This window comes from Kitasatospora sp. NPDC022856, assembly GCF_055561235.1.
This window is the reverse complement of record NZ_JBVHHE010000016.1, coordinates 88849-114298: the sequence shown is the minus strand read 5'-3', so window position 1 is coordinate 114298 and position 25450 is coordinate 88849. Positions and strand designations below refer to the sequence as shown.

The following is a 25450-nucleotide window of genomic DNA, read 5'->3' as shown; positions in this document are numbered from 1 at the left end:
TTCGCCTTTGGTTTCTCCGAGCCGGCGAGGGCGGCCGCCGAGTCCGGTCGCAATGCGGCGGCGAATAGCCGCGGCGGGTTCAGGGGGGTCCGGCACATCGCACCGGCCCCTCGCCGCGAGCCCGGCACCGGCCGCACCCCGGCCGTCCGGCACCCGCGGCGCCCCCGGCCCGGCGGCGGGCGGCGCCCGGCGGGAGCGTCCGGCCGCCCGCGCCCGCCGGCTGCCGCCGCCCTCCCGGCCGTCCGTCCGGGGGCGCCGGGCCCGCCGGGGGTTGCCCCGGCCTTTTTGTTGCGCAAATAGCCAAAATCCCAATCACGGCGGGTAATCATGATCGTCGATCCGCAAGTAGGTTTCGATTTCATAGCGCTTCTCACCAGCACCGCTTTCAGGGCTTCCCCCCCTTCTCCACCCGTGCTACAAAACTGGTCTACACCACGTGTGGTGTAGACCAGTTCGCGGTTCGGCCCCTCTGTGCACCTACCCCCCGACCGACCCGCCCTGCCGTTAGGAACCCACCCCCATGAGTCAGTCTGCGCAGGCACCGGCGCCCGCCGCGGCTCCGGCCACGCCAAGCCCCACCAAGAAGTTCGGCCAGAACCTGCTGCAGGGTCTGCAGAAGATCGGCCGCAGCCTCCAGCTGCCCATCGCCGTTCTCCCCGCCGCCGGTCTGCTGCTGCGGCTCGGCCAGGACGACGTGTTCGGCAAGGACGGCCTCGGCTGGGACAAGGTCGCCGCGGTGTTCAACACCGCCGGTGGCGCCGTCTTCGACAACCTGCCGCTGCTGTTCGCGGTGGGCATCGCGATCGGCTTCGCCAAGAAGGCCGACGGCTCCACCGCGCTCGCGGCCCTCGTCGGCTTCCTGGTGTACAAGAACGTGCTGACCGCGTTCCCGGTCACCGAGGCCCAGGTCCTGCCCGGCAAGGACGCGGCCGCCACGTACCAGAACCCGGGCGTGCTCGGCGGCATCGTGATCGGTCTCCTCTCGGCCGTGCTGTGGCAGAAGTACCACCGCACCCGGCTGGTCGACTGGCTCGGCTTCTTCAACGGCCGCCGCCTGGTCCCGATCATCATGGCCTTCGTCGGCACCGCCGTCGGTGTGGTCTTCGCCCTGACCTGGGGCCCGATCGGCGACGCCATCAAGAGCCTGAACGACTCCCTGATCGGTGCCGGCGCGTTCGGCGCCGGTGCGTTCGGCCTGGTCAACCGCGGTCTGCTGCCGGTCGGCATGCACCAGTTCGTGAACTCCTACGCCTGGTTCCAGACCGGTGACTTCACCAAGCCCGACGGCACCGTCGTGCACGGCGACCTGACCCGCTTCTTCGCCGGTGACCCGACCGCCGGACAGTTCATGTCGGGCTTCTTCCCGATCATGATGTTCGCCCTGCCGGCCGCCGCGTTCGCCATCGCCCACACCGCCAAGCCGCACCGCCGCAAGGCCGTCACCGGCATGATGCTCTCGCTGGCGCTGACCTCCTTCGTGACCGGTGTCACCGAGCCGATCGAGTTCTCCTTCGTCTTCATCGCCCCGGTCCTGTACGTGATCCACGCGCTGCTGACCGCCGTCTCGATGGCCGTCACCTGGGCGCTCGGCGTGCACGACGGCTTCACCTTCTCCGGTGGTCTGATCGACTACCTGCTGGCGTGGAACAAGGCCACCGACCCGTGGATGATCATCCCGCTGGGTCTCGTGTTCGGAGCGCTGTACTACTTCCTGTTCCGCTTCGCGATCGTCAAGTTCAACCTCAAGACCCCCGGTCGCGAGGACGACGAGGAGATCGAGGACGTCACCAAGGCCTGACGCCGAGGAACGACCCGCACCACCCCACGGCCCCGCCCCGCCGCTCGCTCCCCCGAGCGGCGGGGCGGGGCCGTCGCGCGTCCCGGCCCGGCCCGCGGCCACCGCCCGACCGGTGGGACGACGGTTGACGAACCGGCGACCGCGCTGGTCAACTGAGGCGGTGAACGCGCCGCGCATCCTGGTCAGCCGCTGCCACATCGACTTCGGTCGTGTGTGGTCGGCCGCGTGTTGCGCCTGACCCGTCCGTTCCCCCCGCCGCCGCCCGGCTGACCTCCCGCCGCGCCCCGGCCCCCGCTTCCCCGCCTCTCGTGTCGGCCCGTACCCGGGCCACCGCCACGTACCCAGCTGCGTCCCGTGCGCGAAACGAAGATGAAGCAGCGCACGCACGAGGAAAGTCAAGGCCACGCCATGCCGCGCCAGTTGCACCTGTCCGCCGCCGTCGACAGCCCCGGCCGCTTCGACGCCGGGCACTTCACCGCCCTCGCCCGCCACGCCGAGCGCGCCGCGCTCGACTTCGTCACCCTCGACGACTCCTACGCACCCGAGCCGCACCGGCTCGACGCCCTCGCCGCCTTCGCCCGGCTCGCGCCGCTGACCCGGGGGCTGGGCCTGGTCCCGACCGTCACCACCACGCACACCGAGCCGTTCCACACCTCGATATCGGTCAACACCCTGGACTGGGTGAGCGAGGGCCGGGCCGGCTGGCTGATCGGGATCTCCGACACCGAGGCGCAGGCCCGGGCCTTCGGGCGCAAGGGCGTCGCCCCGGCCGACGAGCTCTGGGCGGAGGCGGCCGACGCCGCCGAGGTCGCCGCGCGGCTCTGGGACAGCTGGGAGGACGACGCGGAGATCCGCGACGTGGCCACCGGCCGGTTCATCGACCGGGGCAAGCTGCACTACATCGACTTCGCGGGCCCGCACTTCTCGGTCCGCGGCCCCTCCATCACCCCTCGCCCGCCCCAGGGCCGACCGGTGATCGCCGTCCCGGTCTCCGCCGCCGACCTCGCCCCGGGCGCCCCCGCCGGCAGCCGGGCCCGGGTGGAGACGGCCGCCCGGTACGCGGACGTCGTCCTGCTGGACGCCCCCGGCCCGGCGGCCCGGCTGACCGCCGCCACCGAACTGCGGCTGCGGGCGGGCGAGGGCCTGCGGATCCTCGCCCGGCTCACCGCGGACCTCCCCGACGGCGCCTCGATCAGCGCGCTGATCGAGGAGGTCACCGAGGGCGGCGGCGGCGTCGACGGCTTCCACCTCGTTCCCGCCGACCCGGCCCGGGACCTCGCCGCGGTGGCCGACCACGTCGTCCCGGCCCTGCGCGAGCGCGGCCTGTTCCGCACCGGCTACACCGGCACCACCCTGCGCGACCACCTCGGCCTGGCCCGCCCGGCCAACCGGTACGCCCCCGCCACTCCCGCTCCCGCCGCTCCCACGGCGACCGCCGCCGCCCACGCCGAGGTGACCCGATGACGGACCGACCGCTGAAGCAGATCCACCTCGCCGCGCACTTCCCGGGCGTCAACAACACCACGGTCTGGACCGACCCGGCGTCCCGCAGCCAGATCGAGTTCGCCTCCTTCCGCCACCTCGCGGAGACCGCCGAGCGCGGCCGGTTCGACTTCTTCTTCCTCGCCGAGGGCCTGCGGCTGCGCGAGGTCAACGGCCTGATCCACGACCTGGACGTGGTCGGCCGGCCCGAGTCGATCACCGTGCTCGGCGCGCTGGCCGCCGTCACCACCCACCTCGGACTGGCCGCCACCGTCAACGCGACCTTCAACGAGCCGTACGAGCTGGCCCGCCGGTTCGCGTCGCTCGACCACCTCTCCGGCGGCCGGGCGGCCTGGAACGTGGTCACCTCCTCGGACGCCTTCACCGGCGAGAACTTCCGCCGCGGCGGCTTCCTCGACCGCGCCGACCGGTACACCCGGGCCGCCGAGTTCGTCCAGCTGGCACGGGAGTTCTGGGACGGCGGGCAGGTCCGGCACAGCGGCCCGCAGTTCGACGTCGAGGGCCGGCTGTCGCTGCCGCGCCCGCCGCAGGGCCACCCGGTGGTGATCCAGGCCGGGGACTCCGACGAGGGCCGGGAGTTCGCCGCCGCCACCGCCGACATCATCTTCAGCCGGCACTCGACCCTCACCGCCGGCCAGGCCTTCCACACCGACGTCAAGCGCCGGCTGGCCGCGTACGGGCGCAAGCCGGACGAGCTGAAGATCATGCCCGGGGTCACCTACGTCCTGGGCGACACCGACGAGGAGGCGACCGAGCGGGCCGCCGAGATCCGCCGCGCCCAGGTCGGACCGCGGACCGCCATCGCCTACCTGGAGCAGGTCTGGGGCATCGACCTGTCCGACCACGACCCGGACGGCCCGCTGCCCACCGCCGACCCGGTGGTCGACAGCACCGTCGTCCAGGGCCGGACCAGGATCGGGGACCCGCTGGAGATCGCCGCCCGGTGGCGCGCGGTCGCCGCCGAGAAGCGGCTCAGCAGCCGCGAGCTGGTGATCGAGGTGACCGGACGGCAGTCCTTCATCGGCACCCCGGCGGCGGTCGCCGAGCAGCTCGACGCCTATGTGCAGAACGACGCGGCGGACGGCTTCATCCTCGTCCCGCACCTCACGCCGGGCGGCCTGGACGACTTCGTGGACCAGGTGGTGCCGCTGCTCCAGGAACGCGGGGTGTTCCGCACCGAGTACACCGGGACGACCCTGCGCGACCACCTCGGCCTGCCCGTCCCCGGGCGGCGCTGAGCGCCTCGGACGAGCGGGCGCCCCGCCCGGAACGGCCTCAGATCCGGCCGAGGCGGGCCGCGTGGACGCCGGCCTGGAAGCGGCTCTCCGCGCCCAGGTCGGCGGTCAGCTCGGCGACCAGCCGGCGCACCGTCCGCTCGGAGACCTCCAGCTTCCGGGCGATCGCGGCATCCGTCAGCCCGGCCGCGAGCAGCCGCAGCACCACGTCATGACGGTCCGTCCTCCCCGCCGCCCCCGGATGCAGTTCCGGCGGGGCCGAGGCCGCCGACCAGAAGTACTCGAACAGCTCCGCGACCAGGGCGACCAGGGCCGGCTCGCGGACCACCACGGCGGCCTCCGCACGGCCCCGGACCCGGGGAGCAGCCGCGTCCGGCCCGTCCTCGGACACCTCGTCCGACAGGTCGCCCGGCGCGGGCAGGACCGCCAGCCGGGCGTCGACCACGATCAGCCGGAGCGGCAGCGAGTGCGCGACCCTGATCCGCGCCCCGGCCCCGGTCAGCTCCCGGACGTGCGCGAGCACGGCGGGCCGGCGCAGCGCGGCGGCCGGGTAGACGGAGCGCAGGGCGGCGCCGCGGTCGAGGGCGAGGCGTTCGCGGGCCAACTTGCCCGCCAGGGCGGGGCCGGAGAGGTCCTGGCCGGGCCGGAGGGAGAGGGCCCGGGTGCGGGCGCCGCGGGCCGCGTCCTCCAGCAGGGCGGCGATCCGGTCGGCGCCGCGGACGAGTTCGAGGGCGGCGCCGCCGGGCCGGCGGTGCTGGACCGGCAGGTAGCCGGTGTGCAGCCGGTCGACGGAGTCGCGGGCCCGGCCCAGGGCCTCGACGAGGGCGGTGACCTGGGTGTCCGCGTCGAGCAGCAGTTGGCGGACGGCGGTGTCGACGGAGACGGCGGCGTGTCCGGCCGTGCCGGTGCCGTCCGCCCCGGCGGCCGCGGTGGGCTGGAGCAGGCCGAGGGCGCGGAGTTCGGCGGTGGCGGCGGCCAGGCGGGGCTCGTCCCAGCCGAGGCCGAGGTCGGCGGCCGGGCGGCCGGGTTCGGCGAGCAGCCGGGCGTAGAGCCGGGTGGCGTCTCGGTCGGGGCCGCCGGCGGGGTGGTCGGCCCGCGCCGCACTCTCCATGCGCTCCATCGGCGCAGCGTAGTGAGGCCGGGCGCGGGCGGGCCGGGGTTTCCCGAGGACCGAGACGGCGGGCCGGGGTCTCCGAGGGGCGGGGCGGCGGGCCGGTTCCGCTCCCGGTCATGTCCGGTTGCGGCAGCGCCGGGAGGGCCCGGCCGCGGTCCGGCGGCGGCCAGGATGGGGCCATGGCTCTTCCCGAGGCTTCGACGATCTGGATGGACGGCGCGCTGGTGCCCTGGCAGCAGGCGCGGACGCATGTGCTGACGCACGGCCTGCACTACGGCACGGGGGTGTTGGAGGGCACCCGGGTGTTCGAGACGGCGGACGGTCCGGCGGTGTTCCGGCTGCCCGAGCACCTGCGCCGGCTGGACCGCAGTGCGCGGATGCTGCGAATGGAACTCCCCTACAGTGTGGAGGATTTGACCAAGGCGACGGTGGAGCTGGTCCGGGCGAACGGCCACCGGTCGTGCTATCTGCGGCACTTCGCGTTCCTGGGGTACGGCTCGATGGGCCTGGACATGCGCTTCTCGCCCACCACCACGGCGATCGCGAGTTGGCAGTGGCAGTCCCAACTGCCGGACGGCGGTGGTGGGATCAGGGTGAAGACGAGCAGTTGGCGGCGGAACGACCCGAACGCGGTGCCGCCTGCGGCGAAGGCGACCGGGCCGTACCTGAACTCGGTGCTGGCCCGCCGGGAGGCGAGCGACGCGGGGTACGACGAGGCGCTGCTGCTGGGGTCGGACGGTTCGGTGAGCGAGTGCACCGGCGAGAACGTGTTCCTGGTGCGTGACGGGGTGCTGCGGACGCCGCCGTCGAGCGCGGGCGCCTTGGAGGGGATCACCCAGGACACGGTGCTGGAGCTGGCCGCCGGTCTGGGGGTGCCGGTGCGGGTGGAGGGTCTGCTGCGCTCGGACCTTTACGCGGCGGACGAGGTGTTCCTGTGCGGGACGGCGGCCGGGGTGGTGCCGGTGCGGTCACTGGACGACCGCGAGCTGCCGTCCTCCCCCGGCCCGGTCACGGAGCGGCTGCGCGAGGCGTACGAGGCGGCGGTCTCCGGCGAGGACCCGCGCTACCGGCGCTGGCTGACGCCGGTGGGGTGAGCGTTCAGAGGTCGTAGACGGCGCCGGCTCTCGCGACGTCGACCGGTCCGGCGAAGGCGGCGGCGGCGTCCCGGCGGTTGTGTTCGGCGTCGGTCCACGGCGGGATGTGGGTGAGGACGAGCCGGCGGGCGCGGGCGGCGGTGGCGTGTTCGCCGGCCTCGCGGCCGTTGAGGTGGACGGCCCGGTAGGTGTCGCGGCCGTCGATGTAGGCGGCTTCGCAGAGGAAGAGGTCGCTGTCGCGGGCGAGTTCGACGAGGGCGGCGCTCTCGCCGGTGTCGCCGGAGTAGACGAGGGTGCGGCCGGCGTGTTCGAGTCGGAAGGCGAACGCGTCGACGGGGTGGTTGACCTGGGCGACCTCGATCCGGAACGGGCCGAGGTCGAAGGCGCCGGGGGTGAGGGTCCGGAAGTCGAAGACCCCCTTCATGCCGGGGTTCTCGGGCATGTCGTAGGCGCGGGCCATCCGCTCGGCGGTGCCGGCGGGGCCGTAGACGGGCAGCGGGTCGGGGCAGCCCTCGGCCCGGTAGTTGCGGGCGACCCAGTAGGCGCAGAGGTCGACGCAGTGGTCGGCGTGCAGGTGGCTGAGCAGGACGGCGTCGACCTCGTAGAGGCTGACGTACTTCTGCAGGGCGCCGAGCGCGCCGTTGCCGAGGTCGAGCACGACGCGGTAGCCGTCGGCCTCCACGAGGTAGCTGGAGCACGGCGAGTCGGCGGACGGGAAGCTCCCCGAGCACCCCACCACGGTCAGTTTCATCCGAGCCCCTCCGCCCCGACACGTTTCGGCTGCTGCTGGTCAATGGCAGTACCGGCCGGTGAACCGGCGGGTAGCACTGCGTTCGCGTGTCGAGAGTAAGGGCGGAGGGGCACTTTGCCCCCGTCTCCGTGCCGGGCTGTGGCTGGAATCACCAGAACGCCGGGGGCGGCTCGGTGCGGTGGTTCAGCGGTGGCCGGGGCGCCGGCGGGCCCAGGCCTTGATCGTGTCGGGGTGCCAGCGGGGGTGTCCGTTGCCGTCGACGGCATCGGGGTCGGGGAGCAGGCCGTGCCGGCGGTAGTTGCGGACGGTCTCCGGCTGGACGTTGATGTGGCGGGCGATCTCGGCGTACGACCACAGGTCGGTGCTGCGGCTCACGGGTCACCTCGGGGTGCAGGGGGGACGTGCGTGATCAGCTTTCCGGGCCCCGGGAGCGGCATCCTGCGCACAACGGACTCCGTGGTCATTCCGTGACGAACCGGGAGCAGGGAACGGACAAATGCCCGACTGTCACAGCCGTCGTGGTGGTGGGGCCGGCCGGGTGCCGGGTACGGTCTGGCGCATGACTGGCTTCTGGGTGCTGCTGGCCGTGGCGGGTGCCGCGCTGCTGGCCGTTGTCGTGTCGGTACTGGTCCGGCGGGCCCGCGGCGGGCCCGCGCCGACCCGGCCGGCGCCGCGGCCGCGCCCGGCGAAGGGGCGCCCGGGCCCGGCGCCGCAGGAGATCTGGTGGGCGGAGGTGCCGTTCGAGGACGGCCCGGGGGCGAAGGACCGCCCCTGCCTGGTGCTGCGGGTCGGCGGCCGGACCGCGACCGTCGCGAAGATCACCAGCAAGCACCACGCGGAGCGGCCGGGCGTGCTGGCGCTGCCGCCCGGCTCGGTGGGCGACCGCCAGGGGCGGACCAGCTGGCTGGAGACCGACGAGCTGCGCGAGGTGCCGCTCTCGGCCTTCCGCCGCCGGGCCGGTGTGGTCGACGGGCGGATCTGGGCCCGGGCCCGGCAGGCGGTCTCGGGCTAGGGGCGTCCGGCCGGGCCGGGCCGGGCCGCAGGGACGGGCCCGGAGCCTCCGTCAGGCCCAGAGCTGGCCCTGCAGGGCCTCGACCGCGGCCTCGGTCGACTCGGCGGTGTAGATGCCGGTGGAGAGGTACTTCCAGCCGCCGTCCGCGACGACGAAGACGATGTCGGCGCGCTCCGCGGCGGTGGCGGCCTTGCGGCCGACGCCGATCGCGGCGTGCAGGATGGCGCCGGTGGAGACGCCCGCGAAGATGCCCTCCTGCTGGAGGAGTTCACGGGTGCGGCGGACGGCGTCGGCGGAGCCGACCGAGAAGCGGGTGGTGAGCACCTCGGCGTCGTACAGCTCGGGGACGAAGCCCTCGTCGAGGTTGCGCAGGCCGTAGACCAGGTCGTCGTAGCGGGGCTCGGCGGCGACGATCCGCACCCCGGGCACCTTCTCGCGCAGGAACCGTCCGACGCCCATCAGGGTGCCGGTGGTGCCCAGGCCGGCCACGAAGTGGGTGACGGAGGGCAGGTCCGCGAGGATCTCGGGGCCGGTGGTGGCGTAGTGGGCGCCGGCGTTGTCGGGGTTGCCGTACTGGTAGAGCATGACCCAGTCGGGATGCTCGGCGGCGATCTCCTTGGCGATACGCACCGCGGTGTTGGAGCCGCCGGCGGCCGGTGAGGGGATGATCTCCGCGCCCCACATGCGCAGCAGCTCGCGGCGCTCCTCGCTGGTGTTCTCCGGCATCACGCAGACCATCCGGTAGCCCTTGAGCTTGGCGGCCATGGCGAGCGAGATGCCGGTGTTGCCGCTGGTGGGCTCCAGGATGGTGCACCCGGGGGTGAGCAGCCCGGCGGCCTCGGCGCGCTCGATCATGTGCAGCGCGGGGCGGTCCTTGATGGAGCCGGTGGGGTTGCGGTCCTCCAGCTTGGCCCAGAGGGTCACCAGGCCGTCGGTGTTGCCGGGGACGGCGGCGGAGAGTCGGGGCAGGCGGACCAGCGGGGTGTTGCCGACGGCTTCGAGCGGGCTGTCGTAACGCAAGGGGTGCCTCCGGCAACGGCGGTGAGGGTCGGGTGCGGCGGTCCTCCCGCCCGCGCGGCCGGCGGGCGGGAGGACCGGAGGTCAGCGGGCGCCGCCGGCCACGGCGGGCAGGATGGTGACGCTGTCTCCGTCGGCGAGGGCGGTGGAGATGCCCTCCAGGAAGCGGACGTCCTCGTCGTTGAGGTAGACGTTGACGAAGCGGCGCAGCTCGCCGCCGTCCAGCAGGCGGGCGGCGATGCCCGGGTGGCGGGCGTCGAGGTCCTGGAAGAGTTCCCCGAGGTTGCTGCCGGTGCCCTCGACGGCCTTGGCGCCGTCGGTGTAGGTGCGGAGGATGGTCGGGATGCGGACCTCGATGGCCATGGGTGCGCTCCTGTGCGAGTCGTGAGGTGGGTAGGCCGCAGCGGGCGCGGCAGGTCGGGTCCGGCCCGGTGCGCAGGGCGTGCGGCGGGCCTGGGGCGGGCGGCTCAGCGCGAGCGCGCCGGCGTGCCGGGACAGATCGCGCTGGCGAGCCGGCACAGGTCGACGTGCAGGCGCGCCACGAGGCGGGTGCCCGGGGCCTGAGTGCTCACATCGACGGAACGCATGGGCTCATCGTATAGATTCCCGGGCTCGCTCCGACATGCCCGTCTCGGAATCCGGATGTTTCCGTTTCTGTGGCTGAGACGGCAGGGCCCGCCGCCGTCGCTCGGACGGTCGGCGGGCCGCGCCCAGGGGGGTGCCGGTCAGGGCTGGTAGGCCTCGACGACCTGGACGTCTTCCTCCGTGATCGCGCCGTCCACGATGCGGAACGATCGGAACTGGTACGGGTCGTCCGGGCCGTTGCCGTCGGCGGTGGAGACCAGGACGTAGTGGGCGAACGGCTCGGAGGCGTAGCTCACGTCGGTGCGCGAGGGGTAGGCCTCCGTGGCGGTGTGCGAGTGGTAGACGATCACGGGCTCCTCGTCCCGGTCGTCCATCTCGCGGTAGAGCTTCAGCAGGTCGCCCGAGTCGAACTCGTAGAAGGTGGGCGACCGGGCGGCGTTGAGCATCGGGACGAACCGCTCGGGCCGTCCGCTGCCGGCCGGTCCGGCGACCACGCCACAGGCCTCGTCCGGGTGGTCGGCGCGGGCGTGGGCGACGATGGCGTCGCGCAGTTCTCGGGTGATGGTCAGCATGCGGTCAGGATAGCCACGCCCCGGCGGGTGTCCGCCGGAGCGTCCGGGGCGTGGTCGGCGCCGGTCCGGGAGGCGGACGGCGGGCGGCTCAGTGGCCGCCGCCGTTGCCGTTGCGGGCGTGCAGGTGGTCGTGGGCGACGGCGTGGACGGCCTGCGGGCGGCGGCGCTTGAGCACCTGGTAGCCGACCACGAGCAGGACGGCCCAGCCGGGGAAGACGTACAGCGAGATGCGGTTGTCCTTGTCGAGGGCGATCAGGACGATCACCAGGGCGAGGAAGCCGAGGGCGGCCCAGCTGCTCCAGAGGCCGCCGGGCGCCTTGAAGCCGGGGGGCGGCAGGTGGCCGCCCTTCCAGGCCTTCCGGTAGCGGATCTGGGAGACCAGGATGACCGCCCAGGTCCAGAGGCCGCAGACGGTGGCCACCGAGGTGATGTACTCGAACGCCTTGGCCGGGACGAGGTAGTTGAGCACCACGCCGGCGCCCATCAGCAGCGAGGAGAGGGTGATCGCGACGGCGGGGCTGCGGTGGGAGTTGAGCTTGGTGAGCCGGCCGGGGGCCTGGCCGCGCAGGGCGAGGTCGCGCAGCATCCGGCCGGTGGAGTACATGCCGGAGTTGCAGGAGGAGAGCGCCGCGGTGAGCACCACGAAGTTGATGATGCCGGCCGCGGCGGGGATGCCGATCTTGCCGAAGGCGGCGACGAACGGGCTGACGCCGGGCTGGAATTCGGTCCACGGCACCAGCGACAGGATGATCACCAGGGCGCCGATGTAGAAGAGCGCGATCCGCCAGGGCAGCGTGTTGATGGCGCGCGGCAGGGTCTTCTGCGGGTTCTCGCTCTCACCGGCGGTGACGCCGACCAGCTCGACGCCGAGGTAGGCGAACATGACGATCTGCAGGGTCATCACGGTGGCGCCGATCCCCTTGGGGAAGAAGCCGCCGTTGTCCCAGAGGTGGGTGATCGACGCGGTGTCACCGGCGTCGCTGAAGCCGAGGGTCAGCACGCCGATGCCGATCAGGATCATGCCGATGATGGCGGTGACCTTGACCATCGAGAACCAGAACTCGATCTCGCCGAACAGCTTCACCGAGATCAGGTTGGCCCCGTAGAGGATGACCAGGAAGGTGAGCGCGCTGAGCCACTGCGGGATGCCGGGCGCCCAGAACTTCACGTAGACGGCGGCGGCGGTGGTCTCGGCCATGCCGGTGACCACCCAGAACAGCCAGTACGTCCAGCCGGTCACGAAGCCCGCGAAGGGGCCGAGGAACTCCCGGGCGTACTCGGCGAAGCTGCCGGCGACCGGGCGGTAGGTGAGCAGCTCGCCGAGGGCCCGCATGATCACGAAGATCACCACGCCGGCCACGGCGTAGGAGAGGATCAGGCTCGGTCCGGACTTGGAGATCGCGGTGCCGGCGCCGAGGAAGAGCCCGGTGCCGATGGCGCCGCCGATGGCGATCATCTGGATCTGGCGACTGCCCAGACCCCGCTCGTAGCCCTCCTCGTCCGGTTTGGAGTCGACGACCTCGTCGTAGATCTGTTCGGCCATGGTGCACCGTCCTGGGTGGGTCTCGTGGGGTGGAGCAGTCGTACCACGCAGGTTCCGGATAGCGGTGTTCATCTGAGCGACATTTGAGCATGTCGTCATATGATTCCGCCCGTTTTGAGCGGAAAAGCCGTTACCCCCCGTCCAGCATGCGGACGGGGGGTCACGGCGGCCCGGCAGCGGGGCGGGATCAGTCCGCGATCGCCTCCAGCAGCGACTCCTGCAGCGCCCCCAGCCACAGGTAGGCCATCACCAGCGGCTTGCGCTCGTCGCTGTCCGGCAGGTCGTACAGGCCCTGCTCGTCCTCCTCCTCGACCTCCAGCCGCACCCCCAGGGTGAGCCGCAGGTCGTTGAGCGCGCCCAGCCAGCGCAGGCAGTCGGCGGCGGCCAGCTTGAGCACGCCGCCCTCGCCACCGAGACCGTCCAGCGCGCGGACCACCTGCAGCGCGTCCTCGCGCTTGCGGGCCCGCAGGTCCAGCTCGGTGTAGCGGCGGAACTCCCGGGCGGCTTCCCTGGCCTCGGCGTCGTCCGGCTTCTCCGGGTCGCCGTAGGCGTCGGGGAAGAGCCGGGCCAGCGCCGGGTCGGCGGGGGCCTCGGTCGGCCCGTCCGCGAACAGCGCGGCGAGCGGGTCGTCGGAGTCCCCACCCGGGCCCGGTCCGATCAGCTCCAGCATCTGCACCTCCAGCGAGCGCAGGATGGAGGCCTCCAGCTCGTCCAGCGCGATCGCCGCGCTCCCGCCGCCGGCACTCTCGAACAACCCAGCCATCTGTATCGGTCAGCCCGTCTTCGTCGTCTTCGGTGGGGTGCGGGGACGCGGTCCGCGGGTCAGTCGTGCTGCAGCGTGGCCCACAGCCCGTAGCCGTGCATCGCCTGCACGTCGCGCTCCATCTCCTCGCGGGATCCGCTGGAGACCACCGCCCGGCCCTTGCTGTGCACCTCCATCATCAGCTTCCGGGCCTTGTCCTTCGGGTAGCCGAAGTAGGCCTGGAACACGTACTGGACGTAGCTCATCAGGTTGACCGGGTCGTTGTGCACGATGGTCACCCAGGGCGTGTCCGGCTCCGCCACCGGCAGGCCTTCGACCTCCGGGCGCTCGATCTCCACGGGCGCGACACTCACCGCTGGGTCCTCCTCGCCGGTTCTTCCCGCACATACCCCTTCAGCCCCCATGCTGCCATCCGGGGAACCTCCGGGCGATTCCGACCCGGGGTCCGCGAACACCCCCGACGAGAAATCGTCAATCTGACGCTAAGTGGTAGTAGCATCATCCCCATGGACGCCACTTCAGTGCGCGCGGCCGGTTCGACCGCGCTCCTCACCGACCGCTACGAGCTCACCATGTTGCAGGCCGCCCTGCGCAGCGGAGCCGCGCACCGCCGCTCCGTCTTCGAGGTGTTCACCCGCCGCCTGCCGGCCGGCCGCCGCTACGGCGTGATGGCCGGCACCGGGCGGGTGCTCGACGCCGTCGAGAACTTCCGCTTCACCAGCGCGCAGCTCGACTGGCTGGCCGGCCAGGGCGTGGTCGAGGAGGACACCCTGCGCTTCCTGGCCGACTACCGGTTCACCGGCGACATCCACGGCTACCCGGAGGGCGAGGTCTACTTCCCCGGTTCGCCGCTGCTCACCGTCGAGGGCAGCTTCGCCGAGGCGGTGATCCTGGAGACGGTGATCCTCTCGATCCTCAACCACGACTCGGCGATCGCGGCCGCCGCCGCCCGGATGACCGCCGCCGCCGGCGGCCGCCCGTGCATCGAGATGGGCGCCCGGCGCGCCCACGAGCAGGCCGCCGTGGCCGCCGCCCGCGCCGCGTACGTGGCCGGCTTCGCGGCCACCTCCGACCTGGAGGCCGGCTTCACCTACGACATCCCGACCACCGGCACCGCCGCGCACGCCTTCACCCTGGTGCACGACGACGAGCGGGACGCGTTCCGGGCACAGATCGCCTCGATGGGCCGGGGCACCACCCTGCTGGTCGACACCTTCGACCTGCGCGAGGCCGTGCGCACCGCCGTCGAGGTGGCCGGCCCCGAGCTCGGCGCGGTGCGGATCGACTCCGGCGACCTCACCCTGCTGGCCCACCGGGTCCGCCGTCAGCTGGACGAGCTCGGCGCCGAGAAGACCCGGATCATCGTCACCTCCGACCTGGACGAGTACGCGATCGCCGCGCTGGCCGCCGCCCCGGTCGACGGCTACGGCGTCGGCACCAGCCTGGTCACCGGCAGCGGCCACCCGACCTGCGCGATGGTCTACAAGCTGGTCGCCCGCGCCCAGGTGCCGGACGGACCGCTGCTGCCGGTCGCCAAGCGCTCGGCGGGCGCCAAGAGCAGTGTCGGCGGCCGCAAGTGGGCGGCCCGCCGCCCCGACCAGGACGGCGTCGCCGAGGCCGAGGTGGTCGGCACCGGGCCGATCCCGGCCGAGCTGGAGCCGCACCTCCTTCAGGTACCGCTGGTGCGGGCCGGCGAGGTGGTCGGGCGGGAGCCGCTCGGCGCGGCGCGCGAGCGGCTCGTCCGGGCCCTGGCCGGGCTGCCGCTGTCGGCGACCCAGCTGTCCAAGGGCGACCCGGTGCTGCCGACCGAACTGATCGTCTGACCGCCGGTCGGCGCGGGCCGCACGGCCGGCGGCGGAGGGCCCGGGCGCTCCCCGGGCCTTCCGCCACCGGGTGCCACTGCCTACAGTCGACCGTAGAGTTCAACCGGAAGCGCGGAGAACCAGCGCACCGCCCCCACCACACCACCGAGGATGCAAGCCATGCACCGGGCACTGATCGTCGTCGACGTGCAGAACGACTTCTGCGAGGGCGGCAGCCTGGCCGTCGCCGGCGGGGCCGAGGTGGCCGCCGCGATCACCGACCTGATCGCCGAGTCCCCCGCCGGCTACCAGCACGTCCTCGCGACCCGCGACAACCACATCGATCCGGGCGACCACTTCTCCGACCACCCGGACTACGTCAACAGCTGGCCGGTGCACTGCGTGGCGGGCACCGAGGGCGTCGGCTTCCACCCCAACTTCGCGCCCTCCGTCACCTCCGGCGCGATCGAGGCGGTCTTCGACAAGGGCGCCTACGCGGCGGCGTACAGCGGATTCGAGGGCGTCGACGAGAACAACCGCGGCCCGATCGAGTGGCTGCGCGAGCGTCAGGTCAGCGAGGTCGACGTGGTCGGGCTCGCCACCGACCACTGCGTCAAGGCCACCGCGCTGGACGCCGTCCGGGCGGGCTTCGCGACCCGGATCCTGCTCGACCTCACGGCCGGCGTGTCGCCGCGGACCACCGCCGCCGCGCTGGAGGAGCTGCGGGCGGCCGGCGTCGAACTGGTCGGGACGCCGACGGTTCGGGGCTGAGCCCCGGAGCGGCGCCGGCTCACCGCTCGGTGACCAGCAGCTCCACCACGTCGGTGCCGCCCTGCCGGAAGGCCTCGCGCAGCTCGGCGCCGACGGCCTCCGGCTCATCGGCCAGCCGCGCACCGGAGAGGTAGACCACCCGGACCCCGAGGTACTCCATCCGGTGCTGGCCGGCGCGCACCCAGGCGGCCTCCCCCTCGCTGACGCAGCGCAGCTCGGAGTCGACCTCCACCGCCACCCCCGACCGCGGCCAGTAGAGGTCCGGGACGGCGATGTAGGTGCCGCCGCGCATCCGCAGCTCGGGACCGGTCAGCGGGGCGGGCAGCAGCCACTCGTCCAGCAGGGCGCCGACCCGCTCCAGCACCGCCTCCCGCTCGGCGGCCAGCAGTTCGTCCAGCGCGGCCCGCACCCGCAGGTCGGCGGCCAGCCCGGACTCGGTCAGCTCGGCGACCAACTCCCGGACGGTGCACCGGATGCCGGGGCGCGCCACGGCCTCCCGCAGCACCGCGCGGACCGGCAGCGCGACGCCCTCGCCGAACTCCGGCGCGGCGCCGTCCGCCGTCCACTCGCGCAGCGCGTCGGCGACCGCCCGGGCGACCGGCGCGCAGGCCAGACCGTGCACCGAGCTGGCGACCAGCTCCCGCTCGGTGCGCCGGATCCGCACCCCGCCGGCGTCCTTCAGGCGGCGCTGGCGGGGCACCAGGACGTCCACCCCGGTGACGGCGGGCAGCCGGGGCACGGCGGCGAAGCCGTAGAGCGCCAGCGCGGCCGTCCCGGTGATCACGGCGCCCTCCCGGCGGCCCTCCTCGCGCCCGTTCTGCGCGGCGTAGAGCAGGGCCGCCCACATCCGCTGCTCCGGGGTCGGCTCGGCGGACTGCAGGAGGTAGACCCTGGGCAGCAGCCGCTGCCAGGGGCCGCCGCGGCGGCAGTGCTCGGTGACCACCCGGGCCGGCACGCCCCGGGCGCGCAGCTGGCTGGCGGTGATGACGTTCTGCTGACGCTTCGCCAGTTCCTCCAGGGAGGGCGGCGGCGAGGGGATCCGGTAGCTCATGCCGACACCATCCCCAACCGCCCGCACCGACCATCGGCCACCTGACGCACTGTTACCCAACCGTCGCGAAACCGGGACCAGCCCGCACTAAAGTCCTCATACCCTCACTCATTCGGCGTAATAGGCGTTCATATACTTGTCATCATTGATCGATGCCGATCGACCACCAGGGTGTCTGACCGTGCGTGACCAAGGGCATACGATGAAGCGCGTCCGGACGTCACTCCCACTCCCCGGATTGCCTACTCTTGGTGCATGTCACGTGACGAGACCGCCGGCCTCCGCGCGGCCCAGCTCCGCCTTGGCCGCCTGCCCGGATACGTCCGCCGGCCGGACCCGGCCCGCCGCAGCGGCGAACAGGGCCATACGTACAAAAAGGGCTGGGAGGTTCGCTTCACCGCCCGCAGCGAGGCGGAGATAGCCGAGATCCGCGACCTGGTGGTCGCCGCCGGATTCGCCCCGGCCAGGCCCTTCTTCAAGGGCCACCAGCTGATCCAGCCCGTCTACGGGATGGCCGCCGTCCAGGCCTACCTGGCCGCGAGACAGGCGGCCGAGGACCAGGCCGCCCGCACCGCGGTCGGCCGCGAACGACGGACCGACGACGCCACCGGGCCGGACCCGGCCGCGAGCGCCGCCGGAGCCGCTGCGGCGGCGGCCGAACTGGCCCGGCGGCGGGCCGTCGAGGCGTTTCCCGCCCAGCTCGGACGGGCCGCCGCGGCGGACGGCCGGATCACCACTTCGGAGGCCGGGCGCACCGGCTGACGTTCGCTCGGACGAGCGACCCGCGTCACGCGCCCGCGCACCGGGCGCCGGAGCGCCACCGACACGGACAGGGCGGCCGGAGGGGGCCGGACCGCCCGCCCCGCCGCCTCGACCGCACCGACCGGGCGGCACCGCCCGACGGACCGCTCGGGGGGCCGCTCTGGACGCCGCAGCACCGACCGCACCGCTTCGACCCGCTCCCGGCCCCGGTCCACCCGTCCCCACCGTCTCCGCACAGCGCCGCCCGGCACCGCACGGCCCCGCCCAGCACGCACGGCCCCACAGGGCTGCACCGGGGACTCCGTCAGGCCCCATCCGGCCCCACGTGACCCCTCCCCGGCCGGCCGGCTCCCACCCGGCACCGCCCCCCGGCGGCGCGAGCGCACCACCCCTTCGCCGACCCGCCCCGGGGACCGTCCGAACACCTGCCCAGGCCCGCCACGCGCGCGACCGGTTGCGCGCGTGCGGCTTCACGCCGATGGCGTGGACGTGAGCCGCCGAACCGCCTACGGTGGCTCATCAACCGCCCCGCGATTCCGTCGCCCCACCCCGCTGACCGGCCACGACGCACTCAGATCCGCGCCTGCCGCACCACTGCGCCCCACTCCACCACCGGCCCCGCGCCACCTTGCCGTCCGCCCGCCCGCATCCGGCCACCGCCGGAACCGGCCGAGCGGCGGTGCGTTCCGGGCATTCAATCCGATTGGTCACCCAGCGCACCGAGCGCCTACCGTAGAGTGAGCACAGATGATCGACCGTCAGAAGCCCATCTCACTTGCCGAGAAGCCGAGATGACCAACCGTCATGACAGCACCGCCGAACCTCCCCCGGGGCTCGACGAACCGCCTGCCGTACCGCTGGAGTTCGCGGCCTTCTGCGAGCTGCACCGACCGCGGTACCTCAGCTACGCCCGGGTATGGCTGCCGGACCAGACCGAGGCGGACGGCGCGGTCCAACAGGCCTTCGCTGAAATCGCCGTCCACTGGCGGGAGTTGCTGGGCAGCTCCAACCCCACGGCGCACGCCTGGCAGATCCTGCGCGGCACGGTCGGCGACCACACCCGCCGGCCCGGACCCGACCACCCGGCCGCCGACGACGACCTGGCGATCCTGCACTACGTGGTCGGCCTCGCCGCACCCGAGATCGCCGATGTCATCGGCACCGACACCGCCAGCGTGGCCGGCCGACTCCGCCGCACCATGCTGCGTGAGGCATCCGGCTGGTGACCCCGGCCGAGCCCTCGCGCCGGGCCGCCGCGCCGCGTACCGGCGCCCGGACCCGCGACCGGTGGATCAGACCCGCTCGCCCGTCACGTCGTAGAGGTGGTGGACCGGGTCGTGGACCAGGTAGCGGGCGAACGACTCCACCGTGAAGCGCGCGCCGTCGCTGCGGTTGCCGGTGCGCCGCCACTGCCCGTCCGTGACCCGCTCGAAGGCGTCCGCCAGGATCCGCGCCGCCGCGGCCAGATCCGCCGCGACGGCGTCCGGCCGCTGCTCCCCGTAGCGTTCGGCGACGGCCGTCTCGTCCTGGTCCCAGTTCGGGAAGTCCGGGCCCTCCCGGTCGAGCATGAGGTTCAGCCGGACGTGGAACAGCCGGAAGACGTCGCGCACGTGGCAGGCGTACTCCAGGTCCGACCAGGTCTCCGGGCGGGGCCGCCGGCGCAGCGCCTCCCCGTCGCCGGCCAGGACCGCCACCCAGGCGTCCGCGTTGGCCCGGATCAGCCCGGGGACGGCCTCGCGGGCCACGGCCCCGGAGTCCAGGCCGCAGTCCGGGCAGGCCCGCTCCAGCACCCAGGTCCAGTCCTTGGTGTCCGGGACGACGGCGTCGGGGGTGTCGACGGTTCCGGGGGCGGCGGCCGGAGCCTTCGGGGCGGGGGCGTTCTCGGGGCTGGTCATGCGTCCAGGATGGCCGCGGGGAACGGCCCGCCACCAGCCGCCCGACCGCCACCGACCGCCGACATCCTGCCAGCGCCGCACGGCCGCGCCGTCCCGCTCAGCCGTCCCGCCCGGCTCAGCCGTTCCGCCCGGCCTCGTCCCGCTCGTACGCCTCCCGCGTGGTCGGGCGGGGGTGCCCGGGTCCATGCTGGGCACCATGCTCATCCGCGAAGCCACCCCCGCCGACTGGCCGGCCATCTGGGCCTTCCTCCGCGAGATCGTCGCCGCCGGCGAGACCTACAGCTGGGACCGCGACACCACCGAGGACCGGGCCCGCGCGCTCTGGTGCAAACCCGCCCCCGGCCGCACCTTCGTCGCCGTCGACGAGGACGGCACCGTCCTGGGCACCGCCGAGAGCCACCCCAACCAGGCCGGCGGCGGCGCCCACGTCGCCAATGCGGGCTTCATGGTCGACCCCCGCCACTCCGGCCGGGGCGTCGCCCGCGCCCTCGGCGCCCACGTCCTCGACCAAGCCCGCGCCGACGGCTACCGGGCGATGCAGTTCAACGCCGTCGTGGAGACCAACACCCGTGCGGTGGCCCTCTGGGAGTCCCTGGGCTTCGAGATCCTCACCACCGTCCCCGAAGCCTTCCACCACCCCCGGAAGGGCTACGTCGGCCTGCACATCATGCACCGCCGGCTCTGAGGACGGCGCCCGCGCACACCCGGCTCACCACTGCGGCGGCTGCTGCGGCGGGTACGGATAGGGGCTCGCCGCGACGGCCCGCCGCCGCTTCCGCGCCCGCGCCGCCAACCGCGCCGCCAGCCCGGCGACCACCAGCACCAGCAGCCCCCCGGCCCCGAGCAGCGTGTACGTGACCCCCGCGTTCCCGCCCGCCCCCGCCACCGGCGCCGCCATCGGCGGCCCGGAGGCACCGTCGCCGGGCACCGCCCCGGAATCCGGCGGAGCCCCCTGCGACTCCGCCCGCCCGAGCAACGGATTGGCCCTGGGCCCGCCGTCCACCGCGGGATTCGCCTCCAGCGCCTTGGCCGGATCGACGATCCCGTACCCGTAGTGCGCGTTCGGCACCGCCGACCCGTCCCCCGGCGCCGTCGCACTCTTGATCATCCGATTGATGACCTGCCCCGCCGAGAGCCCGGGATACTTCGACCTGATCAGCGCGGCGGTGGCCGAGACGTAGGCGGTGGCGTCGGAGGTGCCGTTGCCGATGCCATAGCTCGACGCGGACTTGGCCGTGGCCTGATAGACCTCGACCCCCGGTGCGGCCAGGGTGACCTCGGGCCCCGAGGTGGATCTCTCCCAGACCCGTCCTCCGTCGTCGACGGCTCCGACCGCGACGACTCCGGGAAACGCGGCCGGGTACGAGACTGCCTTCAGATCCCCTCCGGTATTCCCGGCGGCGGCTACCAGCAGGACGTCCTTGGAAGCGGCATAGCCGATGGCCTCGCGCACCTCGGAGTCGAATCGGGACGCTCCGCCGATGGACATATTGACCACCTTCGCGCCGTGGTCCACCGCGAACCGAACGGCCGACGCAAGGCTGTTCTGTTGAAGCCCTGTCGCTTCGCCGTTCGCCGTCAGTCTGACGGGGAGGACTTTCGCCTTGGGCGCCAGCCCCATGATTCCGTCCTGAGCGCCGTGCCCGTGCCCCACGATCAGACTCGCCATCGACGTTCCATGGCCGTCGCTGTCGACACGCCCGTCCGAGTTCGCCCCGGAGAAGTCGGCGCCGGGGAGGACCTGCCCTGCCAAGTCCTGGTGTTCCTGGCTGACTCCACTGTCCAGCAGCCCGACAATCACGCCTTCGCCCTGGCTGACGGGCCAGACCTTCTTCTCGGCTTCGAAGGTCTTCAGAGCCCACTGCTTGTCGCGGATCTGATCTGCCGCTGCCGGCGTGGCGCAGGTGGCCCAGAGCAAGCCCCCAGCGGCGATAGCCGCTGCACTGCGCGCCAGTCGGTTGCTCGTCAAATCTGGTCACTCCACTCAGCGATGTGCCCCGCAGATCACCGATCTGCGGGGCACCGGATCAGATCAACCCGTCCTCCCCGAGGACAGGCTCATTCCACCACGTTCGGATTGGTCGATTTGTCCGACGCCCAGGTCTCCTCGTCCTCCACCAGATAGTCCGGGCGCTTGGAGCTCTTCTCCTCGTTCTTCTTGCGCTGCCTGGCTTCGCCGACCGGCACTCCCGGTGCCACCCCGCTCGTACCTCCGACCCCCAGGTCGGCCTTCGCCCGGGCTCGGGCGCCCAGGCCCGAGCCTCCCTCGGTGAATGCGTACCTACCGCCCCCGCCGGTGCTGGAACGGCCGCCCTCACCGATGACACCGCCGGTGCGCCCCGGTGTCCTGCTGCCACCCGTGGTCGCACCTGCGCCACGGCCACCGGCTCCGCTCCCGGTCCCGCTCCCGAACACCTCACCGGCGCCGACGGCTCGACCGCTACGGTTCACAGACTTCTCAGCGACGCTCGGCCGGCCCATCGGGTCCTTACCCAAGGCGGCGCCCTTGCCCTGGACGCTTCCGGAGGCACTCTTCGCACCCGCGGTCGTCCCGCCCGGGTCGACGGACGGCCCGCCTCCGGGGACGGCCCCGGTGGGCCTCGGAAGCCCTCCGGGCCCGCTACCCGGATTGCCACCGGACGACTGTGTTCCGGCTGTCACGACGTTGTTGCTGGTGGCGTTGTTGGGAGCGTTCACCACCGCGGCATCGATACCCACTCCCGGGCCGTAGTTCGTCGTTCCGGGCGGCTTGGGAAGCGTCTGCGCGGTGCCGCCCTTGATCCCCGCATCGGTGGGCGCGGGAGGAGCGGCCGAGACGGGGCGCTTGACCAGGGGCGGCTCGGACGTCCTCCGAGGCCGCGCCTGCTGCTCCCCGACCTGGGTCGGAGTCATTGTGGGACCGCCGAGGCCGGTACCCGCCATCATCGCGCTGGCGACCGCTGCCGAGCCGCTCGAATCGTCTTGAGGACCGATGTCGCGATTGTCGCCCAGCTTTCCGAGCGGCTGGTAAGGCGGTGGTGGCTTCAGCATCGGGGTGGCGACGCGGTAGTGCATGGCGAGGGTCTGCATCACTGCGGCGGCTTCGAGTTTGCGCTGTTCGGCGATGGCCGTTCTGCTGTCCTCGTCGTCGTCGCCGAAGAGGGACGAGACGGTGTCGCCGATGCCGTCCTTGACCTGGTCCCAGCCGCTGGGTTCCTCGGGCATGTCGTGCTTGGCCTTGGCGATGGCCTCGGACATCGCCTTGAGGGTGTTGGCGGCGTCGTTGGCGTAGGAGGCCGCGTTGTTGATGGTGGCGGCGAGATTGAGCATGCGGGTGTGGAAGGCGTCGCTGGTGGTGCCCTCCCAGCTGACGGCGGCCTCGGTGCTGGCCCGGGTGAGGGTCGCGCGGATGGCTTTGAGGGTGTCGGCGGCGCGGCGCCAGGGGTCGCCGGCGGCCATCACCTCTCCGGGGTTGAGGGCCTGGGCCATCTTCCGGAGTTCGGCGTGGCTGTAGTCGTTGAAGTTGGTGTACGTCATCGGTGGCCGCCTCCGTTCCCGCGGGGCTGTGCCCGGTCGGCGCTCATCGTTCGGACTTCCCGCCGTCGTGCCGGGGCGGCGCCACCGTGCGGGTGTAGGCGGCGGTGCTGGTGGCGGACGGTTCCGCCACCGACCAGCCGTCGTCGCCGAGTTTCAGCTTGCCGGCGGTGCGGTGTTCCTGCTCCTGGTAGTTGGTGGCGGTGAGTTCGGCCTTCTTCTGGGCCTCGTCGACGGCCTCCTGGAGCTGGTTGAGCACGTCGCGCAGGCCGTCGCGCATCGTCTGGTACCGGCCGTGCAGTTCGGTGGCCTCGGCGAAGGTGCCGAAGGAGGTCTTGCCGACAGCGCTCTGTCCGTGGGTGCGGGTGCCGTCGGCATGGCGTTCGAACTCGGCCAGCAGGAGCCTCACCTGGGCGGCGAAGGCCCGTAGTTGCTCGACTTCGACGCGGTAGCCGCCGCCGGCCCCGCCCGTCGATCCGGTCCCCGTTGACACGTCCGGCGCCTCCCCCGTGCGTCCGCCCCGCGCTGTCGTGCACAGCTCCGGGAGACACATGTCTAACACATGGGCGGGGCAAGCTGAACGGTGCTCGCGGCGAAGCGGTCGACGTCCTGGCGGACCGTCAGTTCACGGATGTTCCACGCTGTCGGGCCGTGAGGGCGCGGCGGCAGAGCGAGTCGGCGCGGCGGGTGGTCTCGGGCAGCCGGTAGTGCGGGGCGAGGGCCAGGGTGGTGGCGACCGCCTCGGACAGGCCGATCCGGTGGCCGACGGAGACGAACACCGGTTTGACGCCGGCTCTGGTCCGGACGGCGCGGCCGACCTCCTCCCCGGTGGCCGGGTCGGTGAGCGGGGTCCAGGCGCCGCGGGCGGCCCCGGGCTCGTGGTGGTCGAAGACGAACGGGGTCTTGGCGACGCCGAGCGTGCGCAGGCCGGTGAGCACGCCGAGATGGCTGGCCAGGCCGAGGCGGCGCGGGTGGGCGAGGCCGTAGCCGTCGCAGACCACGGTGCCGGGGGTGCGGCGGAGGGCGGCCAGGGCGTCCAGCACGGCCGGGAGTTCACGGAAGGCGAGCAGGCCGGGCACGTAGGGGAAGGCGATCCGGCCGACGGCGGTCGACTCGTCGACGACGGCCAGGGTCTCGCGGTCCAGGACCACGGCGGCGGCGACCACGAGGTCCCGCTCGTCGTCGTAGGCGACGTCCACACCGGCGATCAGCGCGTCGTCGGCCTCGGTCCCGGCCCCCGGGACGGGGCCGTACGGCTGGACGAGCGGTCGCAGCCGTTCCTGTTCGGTGAGCGCCTCGGCCTCGGTGGCGGGCCAGTCGGCGGGGATGGGCACGGAGGGTCTCCCCCTGGGGCGTCGGGTGTCAAGGAATGTGTCCCGGTCACCGTACCGAGTGGGGCGGACGACCCCGCAGTGAGCCTGTGCGCCCCCCGTGCCCCGGATCCGGCGGCTTAGGCTGCACTTACCGAACTGCCGTACTGGGTAGGAGTTGTGGAGAGGTTTCCAGCACCGGCACCGCTCCACCCCGCTTCCCGCCCGTTCCCCCGACGTGCGAAGGACCGATCGCCATGCCGCGCCCGACCACCGCTCAGTTCTGCCTCGGCACCTGCACCGTCGTCGCCGCCGCCGTGGCGCTGCTGGCCGTCTCGGGCGCCACGGGCGTCCTGGAGATCGCCGTGCTGGTGGGCTTCGCGCTCGCGCTCGGGACGCTGGTGACGCTGCTGTCGCTGTCCACCGCCGCGCAGCGCCGCACCACCGCCACGGCCGGCACCACCGCCACGCCCGGCGCGGCACCCCGCCAAGCCGACGCCCCGGCCCCGGCCGGGCACGCGTACGCCCGGCAGCGCTGAGGCGGCACCACCGGGCGGTCCGGACACGCGGACGGGATCAGACCGTGGAGACCACCACGGTCTTCGCGGCCTTGTCGTGGAGGCACTGGCGGTACGGCTTGTCGAAGACGCCGAACAGCCCGTCGATCAGCCACCAGAGCGCCGCGCAGCAGATGACCGCAGGGAGGATGAAGACGGCGGCCCTGGTCCAGGCGGCGGCCGGTGGCGGCGTGCTGCCGTCGATCAGCATCGCGACCCTGATCTTCATGGCCTTCTTGCCGAGGGTCTGGCCGTCCCGGCTGAGCATCACGCCGTCGTAGATCAGGTAGAGGCCGCAGGCCAGCCAGAACGCGCCGGCCTCGCCCGAGCGGTCGCTGAGCGTGGCGAAGGGCAGCACCAGGACGATCGCCACGATCTGCACCAGGACGTAGTCGATCACCTGCGCGAGGATCCGGTTCGGCCAGGTGCCGAGCGGCGGCATCCCGGGGACGGGCCCGGCGCCGGGCGTGCCGTGCCCCGCAGACCCGTATCCGGGCGGTGGCTGGTCGGACGGCGGCCCGCCGTACGGGTCCTGCCCGTGCGGCGGTTGCCCGTACGGCGAACCGCCGGGGGTGCCCCCGTAGTCGCCCCCGTACGCGCCGGGCCGGTCGCCGTAGGGACTGCCGGGCGGCGGGGTCGAGGACGGCGGCGGGTTTCCGGACGGGTCCGACGGCGCACCTTCCGGCGTGCCGCCACCCGGGGACGGGGGCTGCTTGTCGAAGGAGGGCTGACCGCCCCCCTCCGGCTCGGAGCCTGAGGGGTTCTGGGTGCTCATTCAACGAGTAGAACATTGCAGATTGGC

28 protein-coding genes are annotated in these 25450 nt (G+C 73.2%); 11 read left to right on the top strand and 17 right to left on the bottom strand.

Going from position 1 to position 25450, the window contains the following annotated elements; translation table 11 throughout:
- Window positions 1-520 precede the first annotated feature (520 nt).
- The 3 genes from ACZ34W_RS21720 to ACZ34W_RS21710 all read left to right on the top strand — a co-directional run bounded on the left by ACZ34W_RS21720 (window position 521) and on the right by ACZ34W_RS21710 (window position 4539).
- A complete protein-coding gene (locus ACZ34W_RS21720) occupies window positions 521-1798 on the top strand; it encodes a PTS transporter subunit EIIC (protein ID WP_329487827.1) in 1278 nt (425 codons plus the stop codon).
- A gap of 369 nt (window positions 1799-2167) precedes the next feature.
- Entirely contained in the window at window positions 2168-3262 is a 1095-nt protein-coding gene (locus ACZ34W_RS21715; protein ID WP_465606278.1) for an LLM class flavin-dependent oxidoreductase, read from the top strand.
- Complete coding sequence (locus ACZ34W_RS21710) at window positions 3259-4539, top strand: LLM class flavin-dependent oxidoreductase (protein WP_465606276.1); 1281 nt, start codon at window positions 3259-3261, stop codon at window positions 4537-4539. Before ACZ34W_RS21715 ends, ACZ34W_RS21710 begins: the two co-directional genes overlap by 4 nt.
- 37 nt (window positions 4540-4576) lie before the next feature.
- Here ACZ34W_RS21710 and ACZ34W_RS21705 read toward each other — a convergent pair whose 3' ends face one another.
- On the bottom strand, window positions 4577-5656 hold the full coding sequence (locus ACZ34W_RS21705; protein WP_465606274.1) for a LuxR C-terminal-related transcriptional regulator: 1080 nt from the start codon (window positions 5654-5656) through the stop codon (window positions 4577-4579).
- A 173-nt stretch (window positions 5657-5829) separates the two neighbouring features.
- Here ACZ34W_RS21705 and ACZ34W_RS21700 point away from each other — a divergent pair, with 173 nt between their 5' ends.
- On the top strand, window positions 5830-6744 hold the full coding sequence (locus ACZ34W_RS21700; protein WP_359804947.1) for a branched-chain amino acid transaminase: 915 nt from the start codon (window positions 5830-5832) through the stop codon (window positions 6742-6744).
- A gap of 4 nt (window positions 6745-6748) precedes the next feature.
- On the opposite strand, the gene ACZ34W_RS21695 is transcribed toward ACZ34W_RS21700, so the two are convergent.
- Both ACZ34W_RS21695 and ACZ34W_RS21690 read right to left on the bottom strand, forming a co-directional pair.
- The gene (locus ACZ34W_RS21695) at window positions 6749-7495 is read right to left on the bottom strand and encodes an MBL fold metallo-hydrolase (protein WP_329487832.1); all 747 of its coding nucleotides are present in this window, start codon (window positions 7493-7495) and stop codon (window positions 6749-6751) included.
- 183 nt (window positions 7496-7678) lie between these two features.
- Window positions 7679-7870, bottom strand: a complete 192-nt coding sequence (locus tag ACZ34W_RS21690) for a helix-turn-helix transcriptional regulator (RefSeq protein WP_329487833.1) — start codon at window positions 7868-7870, stop codon at window positions 7679-7681.
- Between the two features lie 184 nt (window positions 7871-8054).
- On the opposite strand from ACZ34W_RS21690, the gene ACZ34W_RS21685 reads away from it, so the two are divergent.
- Window positions 8055-8507: a type II toxin-antitoxin system PemK/MazF family toxin gene (locus ACZ34W_RS21685; RefSeq protein ID WP_329487834.1), complete on the top strand. Its 453-nt coding sequence runs from the start codon at window positions 8055-8057 to the stop codon at window positions 8505-8507.
- 51 nt (window positions 8508-8558) lie between these two features.
- On the opposite strand, the gene ACZ34W_RS21680 is transcribed toward ACZ34W_RS21685, so the two are convergent.
- The 7 genes from ACZ34W_RS21680 to clpS form a co-directional block, all read right to left on the bottom strand.
- Window positions 8559-9527 (bottom strand): PLP-dependent cysteine synthase family protein, encoded by a 969-nt coding sequence (locus ACZ34W_RS21680; protein WP_329487836.1) that lies wholly within the window; start codon window positions 9525-9527, stop codon window positions 8559-8561.
- Window positions 9528-9608: 81 nt separating this feature from the next.
- A complete protein-coding gene (locus ACZ34W_RS21675; RefSeq protein WP_030394231.1) occupies window positions 9609-9887 on the bottom strand; it encodes a MoaD/ThiS family protein in 279 nt (92 codons plus the stop codon).
- 104 nt (window positions 9888-9991) lie between these two features.
- A complete protein-coding gene (locus ACZ34W_RS21670; RefSeq protein WP_327677307.1) occupies window positions 9992-10111 on the bottom strand; it encodes a putative leader peptide in 120 nt (39 codons plus the stop codon).
- Window positions 10112-10249: 138 nt separating this feature from the next.
- Window positions 10250-10681: a M67 family metallopeptidase gene (locus ACZ34W_RS21665; protein WP_329487837.1), complete on the bottom strand. Its 432-nt coding sequence runs from the start codon at window positions 10679-10681 to the stop codon at window positions 10250-10252.
- Window positions 10682-10769: 88 nt separating this feature from the next.
- Window positions 10770-12224, bottom strand: coding sequence for an amino acid permease (locus tag ACZ34W_RS21660; protein WP_329487838.1), 1455 nt, complete (start codon window positions 12222-12224; stop codon window positions 10770-10772).
- Window positions 12225-12411: 187 nt separating this feature from the next.
- The gene (locus ACZ34W_RS21655; protein WP_329487839.1) at window positions 12412-12987 is read right to left on the bottom strand and encodes a DUF2017 domain-containing protein; all 576 of its coding nucleotides are present in this window, start codon (window positions 12985-12987) and stop codon (window positions 12412-12414) included.
- A gap of 59 nt (window positions 12988-13046) precedes the next feature.
- Window positions 13047-13340: an ATP-dependent Clp protease adapter ClpS gene (gene clpS, locus ACZ34W_RS21650; protein WP_329487840.1), complete on the bottom strand. Its 294-nt coding sequence runs from the start codon at window positions 13338-13340 to the stop codon at window positions 13047-13049.
- 153 nt (window positions 13341-13493) lie between these two features.
- Here clpS and ACZ34W_RS21645 point away from each other — a divergent pair, with 153 nt between their 5' ends.
- Together ACZ34W_RS21645 and ACZ34W_RS21640 are read left to right on the top strand one after the other, a co-directional pair.
- Window positions 13494-14810, top strand: a complete 1317-nt coding sequence (locus tag ACZ34W_RS21645; protein ID WP_465606268.1) for a nicotinate phosphoribosyltransferase — start codon at window positions 13494-13496, stop codon at window positions 14808-14810.
- A 159-nt stretch (window positions 14811-14969) separates the two neighbouring features.
- Window positions 14970-15560, top strand: a complete 591-nt coding sequence (locus ACZ34W_RS21640; RefSeq protein WP_329487842.1) for an isochorismatase family protein — start codon at window positions 14970-14972, stop codon at window positions 15558-15560.
- Between the two features lie 19 nt (window positions 15561-15579).
- On the opposite strand, the gene ACZ34W_RS21635 is transcribed toward ACZ34W_RS21640, so the two are convergent.
- Window positions 15580-16611 carry a hypothetical protein gene (locus ACZ34W_RS21635; protein ID WP_329487843.1) on the bottom strand — a complete coding sequence of 344 codons (1032 nt, stop codon included), beginning with the start codon at window positions 16609-16611 and terminating at the stop codon, window positions 15580-15582.
- A gap of 255 nt (window positions 16612-16866) precedes the next feature.
- On the opposite strand from ACZ34W_RS21635, the gene ACZ34W_RS21630 reads away from it, so the two are divergent.
- Together ACZ34W_RS21630 and ACZ34W_RS21625 are read left to right on the top strand one after the other, a co-directional pair.
- Window positions 16867-17373 (top strand): hypothetical protein, encoded by a 507-nt coding sequence (locus tag ACZ34W_RS21630; protein WP_465606266.1) that lies wholly within the window; start codon window positions 16867-16869, stop codon window positions 17371-17373.
- 791 nt (window positions 17374-18164) lie between these two features.
- Window positions 18165-18599, top strand: coding sequence for an RNA polymerase sigma factor (locus ACZ34W_RS21625; protein ID WP_329487845.1), 435 nt, complete (start codon window positions 18165-18167; stop codon window positions 18597-18599).
- Between the two features lie 66 nt (window positions 18600-18665).
- Here the strand turns inward: ACZ34W_RS21625 and ACZ34W_RS21620 are convergent, their stop codons facing one another.
- Entirely contained in the window at window positions 18666-19268 is a 603-nt protein-coding gene (locus tag ACZ34W_RS21620) for a DinB family protein (RefSeq protein ID WP_465606264.1), read from the bottom strand.
- 196 nt (window positions 19269-19464) lie between these two features.
- Between ACZ34W_RS21620 and ACZ34W_RS21615 the strand changes: the two genes are divergently transcribed.
- Window positions 19465-19953, top strand: a complete 489-nt coding sequence (locus ACZ34W_RS21615; protein ID WP_329487847.1) for a GNAT family N-acetyltransferase — start codon at window positions 19465-19467, stop codon at window positions 19951-19953.
- A gap of 24 nt (window positions 19954-19977) precedes the next feature.
- On the opposite strand, the gene mycP is transcribed toward ACZ34W_RS21615, so the two are convergent.
- From mycP to ACZ34W_RS21595, 4 genes are all read right to left on the bottom strand, one after another.
- Window positions 19978-21237 carry a type VII secretion-associated serine protease mycosin gene (gene mycP / locus ACZ34W_RS21610; protein WP_465606262.1) on the bottom strand — a complete coding sequence of 420 codons (1260 nt, stop codon included), beginning with the start codon at window positions 21235-21237 and terminating at the stop codon, window positions 19978-19980.
- Window positions 21238-21326: 89 nt separating this feature from the next.
- Entirely contained in the window at window positions 21327-22784 is a 1458-nt protein-coding gene (locus ACZ34W_RS21605) for a WXG100 family type VII secretion target (RefSeq protein ID WP_465606260.1), read from the bottom strand.
- A gap of 43 nt (window positions 22785-22827) precedes the next feature.
- Window positions 22828-23274 (bottom strand): hypothetical protein, encoded by a 447-nt coding sequence (locus ACZ34W_RS21600; protein WP_465606258.1) that lies wholly within the window; start codon window positions 23272-23274, stop codon window positions 22828-22830.
- 127 nt (window positions 23275-23401) lie between these two features.
- A complete protein-coding gene (locus tag ACZ34W_RS21595; RefSeq protein WP_465606256.1) occupies window positions 23402-24115 on the bottom strand; it encodes an endonuclease V in 714 nt (237 codons plus the stop codon).
- Window positions 24116-24348: 233 nt separating this feature from the next.
- Between ACZ34W_RS21595 and ACZ34W_RS21590 the strand changes: the two genes are divergently transcribed.
- A complete protein-coding gene (locus ACZ34W_RS21590) occupies window positions 24349-24630 on the top strand; it encodes a hypothetical protein (protein ID WP_465606254.1) in 282 nt (93 codons plus the stop codon).
- Between the two features lie 37 nt (window positions 24631-24667).
- On the opposite strand, the gene ACZ34W_RS21585 is transcribed toward ACZ34W_RS21590, so the two are convergent.
- A complete protein-coding gene (locus tag ACZ34W_RS21585) occupies window positions 24668-25423 on the bottom strand; it encodes an RDD family protein (protein ID WP_465606252.1) in 756 nt (251 codons plus the stop codon).
- Window positions 25424-25450 lie beyond the last annotated feature (27 nt).